The organism is Serratia sp. PAMC26656, assembly GCF_016469055.2.
Classification (GTDB): domain Bacteria; phylum Pseudomonadota; class Gammaproteobacteria; order Enterobacterales; family Enterobacteriaceae; genus Serratia; species Serratia plymuthica.
In genome coordinates this window covers 417,233-430,259 of record NZ_CP150486.1, presented here as the reverse complement: position 1 = coordinate 430,259, position 13,027 = coordinate 417,233, and the positions used below count along the sequence as shown (strand labels likewise).

Genomic DNA, 13,027 nt, shown 5'->3' with positions numbered 1-13,027 from the left:
AGGCTTACGCGAAGCTCAAATGTAACAGGATATGATCATACTATAAAGTTAATCAGGTCCTGTTCCTGTTTACAGAGGCGACGCCATTCGACAATTGGCATACGAATCACCATGCCGATGCTGCCGTCTTCTTCGTTCCACTCTTTCTCAATTGCCTGAAGCTGGTAAAAACGGCTACGAAGACGGCCTGCCTGTGGCGGTAAGCGCAGCTCATATTGCGCGATTTCCCCCGATAAGCGCTCCGTCAACGCCTGATACAGCAACGGGATACCTTCACCGCTGGCGGCGGACAGCCACACCCGGATCGGTAAGTTTTCATCGTTGCGGTCGATACGCGGGACAAAGTCATCCAGCATATCTATTTTGTTCATCACTAACAGTGTAGGGATCTCATCCGATTCAATCTCTGCCAGCACGGTGTTTACCGCATCAATGTTTTCATCGACGCGGGTATCCGCGGCGTCGATTACATGTAACAGCAGAGACGCCTGGCGCGTTTCCTGCAGCGTCGCCTTGAAGGCGGCTACCAGATCGTGCGGCAGGTGCCGGATAAAGCCTACGGTATCCGCCAACACGGTATCGCCCACGTCCACCACGTCAATACGGCGCAGAGTGGGATCCAAGGTGGCAAATAGCTTGTCCGCCGCATACACATCGGCAGACGTTATTCGGTTAAACAGGGTAGATTTGCCGGCGTTGGTATAACCCACCAGCGATACGGTCGGCACTTCAGCACGGGTACGCGCACGTCGGCCCTGTTCACGCTGCTTGGCTACCCGCTCCAGGCGGCGTAAAATCAAGCTGATACGGTCACGTAACAGACGACGGTCGGTCTCTAACTGGGTTTCCCCCGGCCCGCGCAGGCCAATCCCCCCTTTTTGGCGCTCAAGGTGCGTCCAGCCACGAACCAGACGCGTGGCAATATGACGCAACTGCGCCAACTCCACCTGCAGCTTACCTTCATGGGTACGGGCACGCTGGGCAAAGATGTCTAGAATCAACCCGGTGCGATCGATCACCCGGCATTCACACAGGCGTTCAAGATTTCTCTCCTGCGCCGGGGAAAGGGAATGATCAAACAGGACAACAGATGCGCCACTGGCTTTTACCGCATCTGCAATTTCTTCGGCCTTTCCTTCGCCTACAAAGTACTTGGGATGTGGGGCTTTGCGGCTACCAGTAACCACTTGCAAAGCTTCAACACCCGCGGAGGACACCAGGGATTCGAACTCACTGAGATCTTCCGTATCTTTGTCTTGCGAGAAATAGATATGAACCAGGACGGCCTGCTCACCGGCTTCATAACGGTCAAACAAGCGTGCAACCTCTCAAACGGACACATACCGCGAGTTTGGGGGACATAAACAGCCCATGGCTGCTTATGCTCCCCGTCATGGTTGACTCGCAACGCGCTTTATTCAGCGTCATCGCTTTCCTGCTGCGGCTGTTGCGGCGCAGACGGGTTGTTACCATGGTGATAGTTACTGGTGCCGGCGCTCGGATTGTTGCTATGGTGCGAAACCGGGCGTGACGGAACAACGGTAGAGATAGCGTGCTTATAAACCATCTGGCTCACCGTGTTTTTCAACAGGATGACAAACTGGTCAAAAGACTCAATCTGGCCTTGCAGCTTAATACCATTCACCAAATAAATAGAAACCGGAACACGTTCACGACGCAATGCGTTCAGGAACGGATCTTGCAAAGATTGCCCCTTAGCCATTCTATCTTTTCCTTATTTGCTTGTTGTTTGTAACTAAGAACCTGTCGGCTCTAAAATAAACGACCTAAAAAATTTGCGCGCTGAATACTCATCAATTGTACACAATCACTCAACCTATGCACTAACAACCTGTATTACCGAGTCCAAAGCCTCTCCCGGCTTCTCGCTGTCCAGCCAATGTACCGAGTTCCAGCCCCGTAACCAGGTCATTTGGCGCTTGGCCAACTGACGCGTTGCGCAAATACCACGATAAACCATCTCATCGTAACTAATTTCGCCAGACAAATATGACCACATCTGGCGATAACCGACACAGCGAATGGAAGGCAAATCCGTATGCAAATCACCCCGTGCAAAAAGTGCACGCGCTTCCGTCTCAAAACCTGCCGCCAACATTTGATGGTACCGCAGCTCGATGCGTTGATGAATCAACTCACGGCTGGTCGGCGCTATCGCAAATTGGTGAACATGATACGGCAACGATTCACCCGAAATTTTAGTCAGTTCCGTTAAAGTTTTACCCGAAATAAAAAAAACTTCCAGTGCTCTGGACAGTCTCTGCGGATCATTCGGATGAATTCTCATTGCCGCAACCGGGTCAATCTCTTGTAACTGACGGTGTAAAACGTCCCAACCCTGCTCAGCCGCCTGCTGTTCGATGCGTTCTCTCACTGCCGGATCGGCGGAGGGCAACGGCGATAATCCTTCCAACAGCGCCTTGAAGTAGAGCATGGTGCCCCCCACCAGCAGCGGGATGCGGCCTGCGGCGGTAATCGCGGCCATCTCTTTCAACGCGTCGGCACGAAAATCCGCTGCGGAGTAGGCTTCTGCGGGATCACGGATGTCAATCAGCCGGTGCGGAGCCTGCGCCAACTCTTCGGCGCTAGGCTTGGCGGTGCCGATATCCATACCGCGATAAATCAGTGCGGAATCCACGCTGATCAGTTCCACAGGCAAGCGCTCACGCAGCGCGATCGCCAGAGCTGTTTTGCCGGAGGCGGTCGGCCCCATGATAAAAATAGCCGGGGGACGTGGTGTCATTTCAGTTTCAATCATGCTTAAGGGCTGTCAGTGCAGCCTGTAAATCAACAGGTTGTAAAAGTCCGCTCGGAGGTGATTTGACCAGCTGCGGGCAAAGTCGTTCAACGTCGGTCAGCAATTGTATCGCTTGCGAGGTGTTCCACTGTTCGTGCTCGCTGCCTAAATGACGGGCGATCCAGGTGGCTAACACCGCGGGCGACATCTCCTGATGCTCGGCCAGATAGCCTAACAGTTCGGGTATCAGTTTTTGTAAATTTTGTTGGCGTAATGGTAAAGGTACTGCGCGCAGCGTCACACGCCCATGATCCGACTGCAGATCCAGCCCCATTTTGACCAGCAGCGGTTGGTGGCGTACGCAGGCAGCCACCTCGTTTTTGTTCAGCGTCAGCTTGATGGGAATCAGCAACGGCTGTGGCCGCAGGCCATCTTCCGACGGGCTGAGCTGCGCCTGACGCAACCCGCGTTCGGCCACCGGCAGGTTCAGCAACATAAGCTGTTGACGGCGTTCGATCAGCGCATAGCACGGCGGATGAATCATCAGTACCCGACCAAAGCTGTGCTGACTGCCCGCCAGCGGTGTTTCCTGCTCGATTTTTACCGGTGGGAACAGCGGCTGTTTCGGCGTTTCCTGGCGCGATTCGGCTGCGGGAGCGGCCTGCAGCAGCTTGCCATACAGTTCACCTTCGCGCTTTTGATAACCGCTGCCCACGTGATAGGCCGGCTGTGGCACAGGTTCACGCGCAACCGCCGGTTCGGCCGATTGAGTCTCGCGACGTGGCGCAGGCTGCGAGAAATGGTTGCCGCCGGCAGCGACGCGGTTTTCCGGCTGCCAGGTCGGAGCGGGTTCCTGGTCCTGTTCATCCGCCAACGGCAACGGCACATTGCCCACCTGCTGCAGCACGGTGGTTACCGCCTGATAGATAAAATCATGCACTAAACGCGCCTGATGGAAACGCACCTCATGCTTGGCCGGATGAACATTCACGTCGACCTGATGAGGATCGACTTCGAGATACAGCACATAAGCGGGCTGCTGCTCATCTTTTAATTGATCCTGATAAGCCTGGCGAATAGCGTGGTTGATCAGGCGATCGCGCATCATGCGGCTATTGACGTAACAATACTGCATTTCGCCCAGTTGGCGGGCACCGGCGGGATCGGCCACCCAACCGCGAATGGTCAGATCGCCGTGTTGCCAGGAGATGTTCAACGCATGCTGCAAAAATGCCGGCCCACAAATGCTGCCCAGACGGCGTTCATGCTGGCTCTCGTCTTTCGCTGCGCGGTATTGACGGATCAGTTTGCCATTGTGGCTGAGGTTTATCGCCACATCGAAACGCGCCAGCGCAATGCGCCGCACGACTTCATCAATATGACCAAATTCGGTTTTCTCGGTGCGCATAAACTTGCGGCGCGCCGGGGTGTTGTAGAACAAATCCAGCACTTCCAGCGTGCTGCCTATCGGGTGCGCCGCCGGCTTGACCGTCACCGCCTGATCGCGGCCTTCGGCATAGGCCTGCCAGGCTTCGCTTTGTTCTGCAGTGCGTGAAGTGAGCGTCAAACGGGAAACCGAGCTGATGCTGGCCAGCGCTTCGCCGCGGAAACCGAGGCTGACAATCGCTTCCAAATCGTCAAGGGTACTGATCTTACTGGTGGCGTGACGAGCCAACGCCAGGGCCAGATCTTCCTTGCCAATACCGCAGCCGTTATCGCGAATGCGGATCAGCTTGGCGCCACCGCGTTCGATGTCGATATCGATGCGCGTCGCCCCGGCATCCAGGCTGTTTTCCACCAGCTCTTTCACCACCGACGCAGGCCGCTCGACCACTTCGCCGGCGGCAATCTGGTTGGCGAGCTGTGGCGGTAATACCTGGATGGGCATACTGGCTCCTGTCATGTTGACGCTAGGCCTGCGGGATGGTCAGCGTCCGATCCAGCGGCGCGACGTCCGACTTCAGTTTATTCACGCGCTTCAGATCGCTGACGCTAACACCATAACGGGAAGCAATGGATGACAAGGTATCACCTCGCGTCACTTTATGTTTTGACGCTTTCTTCACGCTGGGTTTCGCCTTGGCGACCGTGCGGGTTGGGGGCGGCGCTGAAGTTTTAACCGCCGCTGCGACGTCCAGCGGGCGGTTTTCCACCTTTGGGTCGGCTTGTAGCGGATGCGCCAGGAAATAACTGCGCAGGCCATTGTGGATCGCCCTGGCAATTTTATCCTGATACGCGCTACTGCCCAGCAGCCGCTCCTCCGTGCTATTACTGATAAATCCTGTTTCCACCAGCAGCGATGGGATGTCCGGCGAACGCAGCACGCCAAGGCTGGCGTGTTCCGGACGGCGTTTATGCAATGAACCCACGCTTTGCAATTGCTGCAAGACTTTTACCGCAACATCGTAGCCCACTCGCTGCGAGTGGCCGAACTGCAAATCCAGCACCGCCTGGCTCAGGTAAGGATCGGCCTGGCTGTTGGCCAGCAAATCACCCGCACCGCCAAGCAGCTCAGACTGTTTCTCATGCTGTTCCAGCCAGCCTGCCATCTCACTGTTGGCTCGGCGGTTGGACAGCACCCAAACCGAGGCCCCGTTGGCGCTGCGGTTTGGCGCGGCGTCAGCATGAATGGAGACCAGCACGTTGGCCCCCTGTTTACGCGCCACATCGGAACGCCCCATCACCGAGATGAAGTAATCGCCTGTACGCGTCAGCACCGGTTTGAACTGCGGATCGGCATCCAACATGGCCTGCAAACGGCGTGCGATGCCGATGGTAACATTTTTCTCTTTCAGGCCGTTCGGGCCGATAGCGCCCGGATCCTGCCCGCCGTGACCGGCATCAATTGCCACCACCACGCGATCGCCGGAACCCACGGAAACGCGGCTGCTGCGTGGCGTAATTTCCGATGCGGTGCCCGATACTACAGTCGGCTTATTGGTGAAAGGGTTCGAGCCGCTCGGCGCTCTTCGCACCGGTGCAGATTCAACTTCAGACTCAGGTTCACTCATCACCGGCGCTTTGCGTACCGGCTCGCGGACCACTACAGGGGCCGGTGCAGGTGTAAACACCGGCGTTCTGCGCACCACGTTAGTGTTGGCGCTGCCCTCGGCGGCAATGGTAAATACGACGGTATAAATGCCGCCGTTCTGGCGCGTAGCGACGCGTGTTTTCGAACGCTGGGTCAGATCAAACACCAACCGCACGCTCTGAGCGTCTTTCGGCGTACTGGAGCGGATGCTTTTTACCAGATTCTGTCCGCTAAAACTCAGCGGCAAGCCACCAACCTTGCCTTTCTGGTTAACGTCCAATACCACGCGGTCCGGGCCGTGCAGCGGGAAGAAGGCATAATCCGGCGGGCCATTGAAACTCACCGATACCGTGGCTTCTCGCTGGGCATTGGATACTTTGATGTCGGACAGCGACGATGCCGCCAGCGCACTGGCCACACCAAAAGGCCCCAATACGGCGATCAGGGTGATTACGAGTAATTTCTTCAACGCATACGTCATTGCGGCGTCATTCCTGTGGCCCGTGGATACGGTCTAAAAGCTGGCTACCGTAGGCGGAAACCGCCTGAATTTTTGCCTCTCGCCCCTGATCCTGATAGCTGAGGTGCAGCTCCAGATCCGGATCCGGCAACACGCCAGTGCCCTGCTGCGGCCATTCCACCAGGCAAATGGCATCCTGCGCAAAATAATCGCGAATGCCCATAAATTCGAGTTCTTCCGGATCGGCTAACCGATACAAATCAAAATGGTATACCGCCAGTGGCAACAGCGCATACGGCTCCACCAGCGTATAGGTTGGGCTTTTAACATTGCCCAGGTGCCCCAAAGCCTGCAGGAAACCACGGCTGAAGGTGGTTTTACCGGCGCCCAAGTCACCGTAAAGATAAATTACGCTGGCGCGATCGCACGCCTTGGCCAAGGCGGCGCCCAATGCGACAGTCGCTGCCTCATCCGGCAGAGGTAAAACGAGTTCTTTCATTCGATAGTTTCTATTATGCCAACTCAGGATTAACGTAATAAGGGATTTCCGGCAATAAATCGCTCGCCAGCATCCCTCTTGTTCCTTGTCTTGCCGCCACGCGATCGGCCGCAGCGCCATGCACGACACACCCCGCGCAGGCTGCATCATACAGCGAGAGCTTTTGCCCCAGCAAACCACCGATAATGCCCGACAGCACGTCGCCCATACCACCGGAGGCCATGCCCGCATTACCGACGTCCGCTATCGCCATCTGGCCCTGCTCATCCGCGATCAACGTACCGGCACCTTTCAACACCGCCACACCACCGTAATGCGCCGCCAGTTTGCGCACTGCAAGTAAGCGATCACTCTCAATATCAGCGGTACTGCACCCCAACAAGCGTGCAGCCTCCCCAGGGTGCGGGGTAATCACGCGATTCTGACGCTTCTCGGGATTTAATGCCAGCAAGTTCAGTGCATCGGCATCCCATAACGCCGGTTTATCACTGGCTTGCAGTACTTTCAGTGCATTCCGACCCCATTCGCCCTGGCCCAATCCCGGCCCCACCACCACCACATCCGCCCAATTGAGCGCCTGTTGCAGCGTATCGTCGCTCAGACGTTGCACCATCAGCTCAGGACGGGCGGTAAGCAGCGGCCCGACATGCTCAATGTGAGTGAGCACTCGCACCAGGCCTGCACCGCTACGCAGTGCGGCCTCTGCAGCCATACGTATCGCCCCGCCAAAGCCGTGATCACCGCCCACCAACAGTAAACGTCCTTGTTCTCCCTTGTGCGAACAAGGGCGGCGCGGCTTCAGCCACAACGCCAGAGATTCTGCGGTAACACGATGAATCTGCGCCGGTTGCTTTGCCAGCCAGCCAGATAATCCTAGCGTACTCTGATGAAGTTGCCCGACCCAATCGCGGGCCTGGCCGGTTAACAGCCCCGGTTTTAGGGCGATAAAGGTGACGGTGTGCGTAGCGCGGATGACCGCACCAGGCGTAGCGCCACTTTCGGCCAGCAGACCTGAGGGGATATCCAGTGCGATGACCGGCGCTGAACTGCGGTTGGCGGCCTCAATCAAGGCATTGTAAGGCGCTCGCGGTGCGGTACCCAGCCCGGTGCCGAGCAGGCCATCGATAATCAGATCGATACTTTCCGGCCAGCGGCTGTCAGCCGGATGAATCTCACCCCCGGCGTTCAACCAGGCCTGCCGGGCGGCGGCGGCCTCAACGGGTAAGGGCCGCGCACCCTCGCAGGCAATCAACGTAATCTTTACGCCAGCTGCGGCAGCCAGTCTGCCGACCACGTAACCGTCGCCGCCGTTGTTGCCGTGGCCGCACAGCACCAGCCAGTGGCTGCCTGCCGGGAATTGGTCGCGCGCCAGGGCGTAAGCCGCCTCACCGGCACGCTGCATCAAATCGTAGAGTGAAATGCCGAGCGAGGTGGCGGCGGCAGGTTCTGCCTGTCGGATCCCGTCCGCAGACCAGACAGAGTGTGATAAACTGTCGGTGTATTGTTTTTCACTGTGGCCCGTCATGACACACCCCCTCGATCTCAATCAACTCGCCCAACATATCAAGCAATGGGGGCAATCGCTAGGATTCCAGCAGGTAGGCATTTGTGATACCGATCTGAGCGCCGAAGAACCCAAGTTGCAGGCATGGCTGGACAAGCAATACCACGGCGAAATGGAGTGGATGGCGCGCCATGGCATGCTGCGCGCGCGGCCGCATGAGCTGCTGCCCGGTACGCTGCGGGTGATCAGCGTGCGCATGAACTACCTGCCAGCGAAAGCGGCCTTTGCCAGCACCCTGAACAATCCGCAATTGGGTTACGTCAGCCGCTATGCGCTGGGGCGTGACTACCATAAATTGCTGCGCCAGCGGCTGAAAAAGCTCGGCGATCAGATCCAGGCCTACTGCGGTGAGCTGAACTTTCGTCCCTTTGTCGATTCGGCGCCGGTGATGGAACGTGCATTGGCCTCCAAGGCCGGCATTGGTTGGGTTGGTAAACACTCACTTATTCTCAATCGCGAAGCCGGTTCCTGGTTCTTTCTCGGCGAGCTGCTGATCGATCTGCCGCTACCGGTGGATGAGCCGCAGCCGGAACAGTGTGGCCGCTGCGTCGCCTGCATCACCACCTGCCCAACCGGCGCGATTGTCGCGCCTTACACCGTGGACGCGCGCCGCTGTATCTCCTACCTGACCATCGAGCTTGAGGGCGCCATCCCGGAAGAGTTTCGCCCATTGCTGGGTAACCGCATTTACGGCTGTGATGACTGCCAGCTTATCTGCCCGTGGAATCGCTTCTCCCAGCTCACCGACGAAGATGATTTCAGTCCGCGCGCTGCGCTGCATGCGCCTCAGTTGATTGAACTGTTCGGCTGGACGGAAGAGAAATTCCTGCGCATTACCGAAGGCTCCGCCATCCGGCGTATCGGCCATTTGCGCTGGCTGCGCAATATCGCCGTGGCGCTGGGCAATGCCCCTTATCAGGATGCCGTAGTGATAGCGCTGCGCTCCAGGCTGAGCCAGGACCCCATGCTGGACGAGCATATTGACTGGGCGCTTGAGCAGCAGTTGGCGCGACGGGAAGCGCAGGGAATAGAAGTGCAGACAACGCAGAAAAAACGATTGATACGGGCGGTGGAAAAAGGATTACCGAGGGATGCCTAAAGCCCCTGCCGGATCCGTTGTTCAGACCCCGATAGTCGCTCTGTGGATTTGTGCATAAAAATAAAAATGCTTTGTCTTTCAACTGCAACAAAAAGAGCAAGTGATCGGCATAACGTTTTCTTATAAAAAAATATAGCTAAAAATCAATAAATTACATATTTCATTTCGGTGGCGTTGATTTTTTGAACTGAGGGTATTATGAGCGCTATCTGTGGATAACTCTGTTCACAACATTTCGACAGGGTGTGTATGGAGAGACAAAGAGCCCCGCCGGCAAAGGCGTTGAACTGAGTTTAATCGAAGATAAAATTGGAGCGGGAAACGAGACTCGAACTCGCGACCCCGACCTTGGCAAGGTCGTGCTCTACCAACTGAGCTATTCCCGCATTGAGATGCTTTGGGCATCCGGCCATCAAACAACAACATGGCCTTTGAATTTTTTGGAGCGGGAAACGAGACTCGAACTCGCGACCCCGACCTTGGCAAGGTCGTGCTCTACCAACTGAGCTATTCCCGCGTCGCATGGGTACTGCTTGATACTTTTTTTATTCATCACGCCGCATAAGCAGCATTGTTGAATTTGGAGCGGGAAACGAGACTCGAACTCGCGACCCCGACCTTGGCAAGGTCGTGCTCTACCAACTGAGCTATTCCCGCCCGGCGTATCGATGTCGGAACTAAACGAAATTCTTCATCGGTACGGGGTGCGCATTATACGAGAAATCCTTTTTGTCGCAAGCCCCTGAAAGCAAAAAAACGCGATTTTTGTTTGATTGCCGATTAAAGCGTCAAACTGGCTAATTAAGCGGCGGAATCGAGTGCTTTCACAGTATAGGGCCCCCAAAGGGGCCTGAGCCGCCATCACAATTGGATGAAATGCTCGCGGTAATAGGCCAGTTCAGCCACGGACTCGCGGATATCATCCATCGCCTGATGGGTGCCCTGCTTTTTAAAGCCGCTGAGAATTTGCGGTTTCCAGCGGCGCGCCAGCTCTTTCAGCGTACTGACGTCCAGATAACGGTAATGGAAGTAGGCTTCAAGTTCGGGCATATAGCGGAACAGGAAACGGCGATCCTGACCGATGCTATTGCCGCAGATTGGCGATTTGCCCGCCGGCACCCATTGCTGGAGGAAGGCGATGGTGTCCAGTTCGGCGGCGCGATCGTCGAAACGACTGGCCTTCACCCGCTCCACCAGCCCGCTGCCGGTATGGGTACGCACGTTCCAGTCATCCATCAGGCCGAGCTGTTCGTCGGATTGATGGACGGCGATTGTCGGCCCTTCAGCGAGAATGTTCAGATTGGCATCAGTGACCAGCGTGGCGATCTCGATAATGCGATCGCGTTCCGGATCCAGCCCGGTCATCTCCAGATCGATCCAAATCAGGTTGTTTTCGTTTCCTGTCATGATATTTCCTGCGTAAAAGCCGAAAGATAAACAAAGCGTGGGCAAGGCGGCGACCGGCGCAGGCTGTTTGCCGGCGGCGGTACGCGGTGCATAGCGGCTAACAACGGTTATTTAATATAAAATAGCGTGTATCATAGTCTTTTTGGTCGCCACGAGCGATAAAAGCCGATTCAAGTGAGGCGCAGTGACTAAGAACAAACTGTCCAAAGGTCAACAACGCCGCGTACAGGCGAACCATCAGCGTCGCCTGAAGCGCACTGATAACAAACCGGAACTGGATGATTCCCAACTGGGAGAGCCGCAAGACGGCATCGTCATCAGCCGTTTCGGCATGCACGCCGATGTTGAGGCCGCGGATGGCACCCAGCATCGCTGCAACATTCGCCGCACGTTACGTTCGCTGGTAACCGGCGACCGCGTAGTGTGGCGTCCCGGCGTGGGGGCACATGAAGGGGTCAAGGGCATCGTCGAGGCGGTGCATGAACGTACCTCGGTGCTGAACCGCCCCGATTTCTACGACGGCGTGAAGCCGATCGCCGCCAATATCAATCAGATCGTTATCGTTTCGGCGATCCTGCCGGAGCTTTCGCTGAATATGATCGATCGCTACCTGGTGGCGTGCGAAACGCTCGAGGTGGAACCGCTGATCGTTCTGAACAAAATCGATCTGCTGGATCCGCCGGCGCGTAAAGTGGTCGACGGCATGATGGCGATTTACCGTCATATCGGTTATCGGGTGCTGGAAGTCTCCAGCCAGACGCGTGAAGGCATGGAAGCGTTTGAACAGGCGTTGGCCGATCGTATCAGTATCTTCGCCGGCCAGTCCGGTGTGGGCAAATCCAGCCTGCTCAATGCCCTGCTGCCGCCAAGCGATAAGCAAATTCTGGTAAATCAGGTTTCCGATGTCTCCGGCCTGGGGCAACATACCACCACCGCCGCGCGGTTGTACCATTTCCAGCACGGCGGCGATGTGATCGACTCGCCGGGTGTCCGTGAATTTGGTCTGTGGCATCTGGATCCGGAACAAATCACCCAAGCCTATGTCGAATTCCGTGACTATTTAGGCGGTTGTAAATTCCGCGACTGTCGCCACGACACCGACCCAGGCTGCGCCATCCGCGCGGCGGTGGAAAAAGGCGATATCGCAAAAGAGCGTTTCGACAACTACCACCGCATTCTGGAAAGCATGGCGCAAGTGAAGGTTCGCAAAAACCTCACGGACGCCGCAGACTGATCGTCGCGGGCGGGCGTTGACAGTGGCAGCGCCACCGTTACAATGCGCGCCCTTTATCCTGATTCAAGAGGTTAACGTGCTGGATAGCATCAAAATTAAATTGCAGTATTGGTTGCCGAAGCTGGCGCTGACCCGTCTGGCCGGCTGGGGCGCGGACAAACAGGCCGGCTGGCTCACCCAGCTTGTCCTGAAGGGGTTCGCCCGCTACTACCGCGTGAATATGCAGGAAGCGCAACAACCAGAGCTGTCCTCCTATGCCACCTTTAACGAATTCTTCGTTCGCCCGTTGCGTGACGGCGCACGTCCCATCATCGGCGAAGCCAACTGGCTGGCGCTACCTGCCGACGGCGCTATCAGCCAGCTCGGCCCGATCCGCGAAGATCAGATCTTCCAGGCCAAGGGTCATCATTACAGCCTGGAAGCGCTACTGGCCGGCAACTACATGCTGGCGGAACCCTTCCGTAACGGTCTGTTCGCCACCACTTACCTGGCCCCACGTGATTATCACCGCGTCCACATGCCGTGCGCCGGCGTACTGCGTGAAATGATTTACGTACCGGGCGACCTGTTCTCCGTGAACCCGCTGACCGCCGCCAACGTGCCGAACCTGTTCGCGCGCAATGAACGCGTGATCTGCGTATTTGATACCGCCATTGGGCCAATGGTGCAGATCCTGGTGGGCGCCACCATTGTCGGCAGCATTGAAACCGTTTGGGCCGGCACCGTAACGCCGCCGCGAGAAGGCATCATCAAACGCTGGACCTATCCGGCAGAAGGCGCTGAAGGCGCAATTGCACTGGAAAAAGGCGCTGAAATGGGCCGCTTCAAGCTCGGTTCCACGGTCATCAACCTGTTTACCCCAGGCAGCGTGCAGTTCGCTCCGCAGCTGAATAACGGTACCGTCACCCGCATGGGTGAAGCCTTCGCCGAAATCCCGGCTGCGCCAACTGCCACTGAAACACCGCAGATCTAAAG

Annotated in this window: 11 protein-coding genes and 3 tRNA genes; 3 read left to right on the top strand and 11 right to left on the bottom strand. The window is 56.8% G+C overall.

The genetic code is table 11. From position 1 onward, the window contains the following. Positions 1-35: 35 nt before the first annotated feature. The 7 genes from hflX to nnr all read right to left on the bottom strand — a co-directional run bounded on the left by hflX (position 36) and on the right by nnr (position 8,273). Positions 36-1,316 carry a ribosome rescue GTPase HflX gene (hflX, locus tag JEM67_RS02580; RefSeq protein ID WP_013811239.1) on the bottom strand — a complete coding sequence of 427 codons (1,281 nt, stop codon included), beginning with the start codon at positions 1,314-1,316 and terminating at the stop codon, positions 36-38. A 98-nt stretch (positions 1,317-1,414) separates the two neighbouring features. Next, complete coding sequence (gene hfq, locus JEM67_RS02575; RefSeq protein ID WP_004952704.1) at positions 1,415-1,723, bottom strand: RNA chaperone Hfq; 309 nt, start codon at positions 1,721-1,723, stop codon at positions 1,415-1,417. A gap of 114 nt (positions 1,724-1,837) precedes the next feature. Beyond that, positions 1,838-2,779 carry a tRNA (adenosine(37)-N6)-dimethylallyltransferase MiaA gene (gene miaA, locus JEM67_RS02570; protein ID WP_006323238.1) on the bottom strand — a complete coding sequence of 314 codons (942 nt, stop codon included), beginning with the start codon at positions 2,777-2,779 and terminating at the stop codon, positions 1,838-1,840. Beyond that, positions 2,772-4,646 carry a DNA mismatch repair endonuclease MutL gene (mutL, locus tag JEM67_RS02565; protein WP_199635603.1) on the bottom strand — a complete coding sequence of 625 codons (1,875 nt, stop codon included), beginning with the start codon at positions 4,644-4,646 and terminating at the stop codon, positions 2,772-2,774. Before mutL ends, miaA begins: the two co-directional genes overlap by 8 nt. Before the next feature lie 22 nt (positions 4,647-4,668). Then, positions 4,669-6,270 (bottom strand): N-acetylmuramoyl-L-alanine amidase AmiB, encoded by a 1,602-nt coding sequence (amiB, locus tag JEM67_RS02560; protein ID WP_199635602.1) that lies wholly within the window; start codon positions 6,268-6,270, stop codon positions 4,669-4,671. A 7-nt stretch (positions 6,271-6,277) separates the two neighbouring features. Next, entirely contained in the window at positions 6,278-6,748 is a 471-nt protein-coding gene (tsaE, locus tag JEM67_RS02555; protein WP_013811235.1) for a tRNA (adenosine(37)-N6)-threonylcarbamoyltransferase complex ATPase subunit type 1 TsaE, read from the bottom strand. A gap of 13 nt (positions 6,749-6,761) precedes the next feature. After that, a complete protein-coding gene (gene nnr, locus JEM67_RS02550; protein WP_199635601.1) occupies positions 6,762-8,273 on the bottom strand; it encodes a bifunctional ADP-dependent NAD(P)H-hydrate dehydratase/NAD(P)H-hydrate epimerase in 1,512 nt (503 codons plus the stop codon). Here nnr and queG point away from each other — a divergent pair. Beyond that, on the top strand, positions 8,272-9,411 hold the full coding sequence (gene queG / locus JEM67_RS02545) for a tRNA epoxyqueuosine(34) reductase QueG (RefSeq protein WP_006323223.1): 1,140 nt from the start codon (positions 8,272-8,274) through the stop codon (positions 9,409-9,411). The genes nnr and queG overlap by 2 nt on opposite strands. A 310-nt stretch (positions 9,412-9,721) precedes the next feature. Here the strand turns inward: queG and JEM67_RS02540 are convergent. The 4 genes from JEM67_RS02540 to orn form a co-directional block, all read right to left on the bottom strand. Beyond that, a tRNA-Gly gene (locus JEM67_RS02540) sits at positions 9,722-9,797 on the bottom strand. Between the two features lie 55 nt (positions 9,798-9,852). Beyond that, positions 9,853-9,928 (bottom strand) — tRNA-Gly (locus tag JEM67_RS02535). Positions 9,929-9,992: 64 nt separating this feature from the next. After that, positions 9,993-10,068: transfer RNA gene (locus JEM67_RS02530), tRNA-Gly, on the bottom strand. 204 nt (positions 10,069-10,272) lie between these two features. Beyond that, a complete protein-coding gene (gene orn, locus JEM67_RS02525; RefSeq protein ID WP_013811232.1) occupies positions 10,273-10,818 on the bottom strand; it encodes an oligoribonuclease in 546 nt (181 codons plus the stop codon). Positions 10,819-11,002: 184 nt separating this feature from the next. Between orn and rsgA the strand changes: the two genes are divergently transcribed. Together rsgA and asd are read left to right on the top strand one after the other, a co-directional pair. Further along, positions 11,003-12,052 (top strand): small ribosomal subunit biogenesis GTPase RsgA, encoded by a 1,050-nt coding sequence (gene rsgA / locus JEM67_RS02520; protein ID WP_004952676.1) that lies wholly within the window; start codon positions 11,003-11,005, stop codon positions 12,050-12,052. 76 nt (positions 12,053-12,128) lie between these two features. Further along, complete coding sequence (asd, locus tag JEM67_RS02515; RefSeq protein ID WP_006323217.1) at positions 12,129-13,025, top strand: archaetidylserine decarboxylase; 897 nt, start codon at positions 12,129-12,131, stop codon at positions 13,023-13,025. The last annotated feature ends 2 nt before the right edge of the window (positions 13,026-13,027 follow it).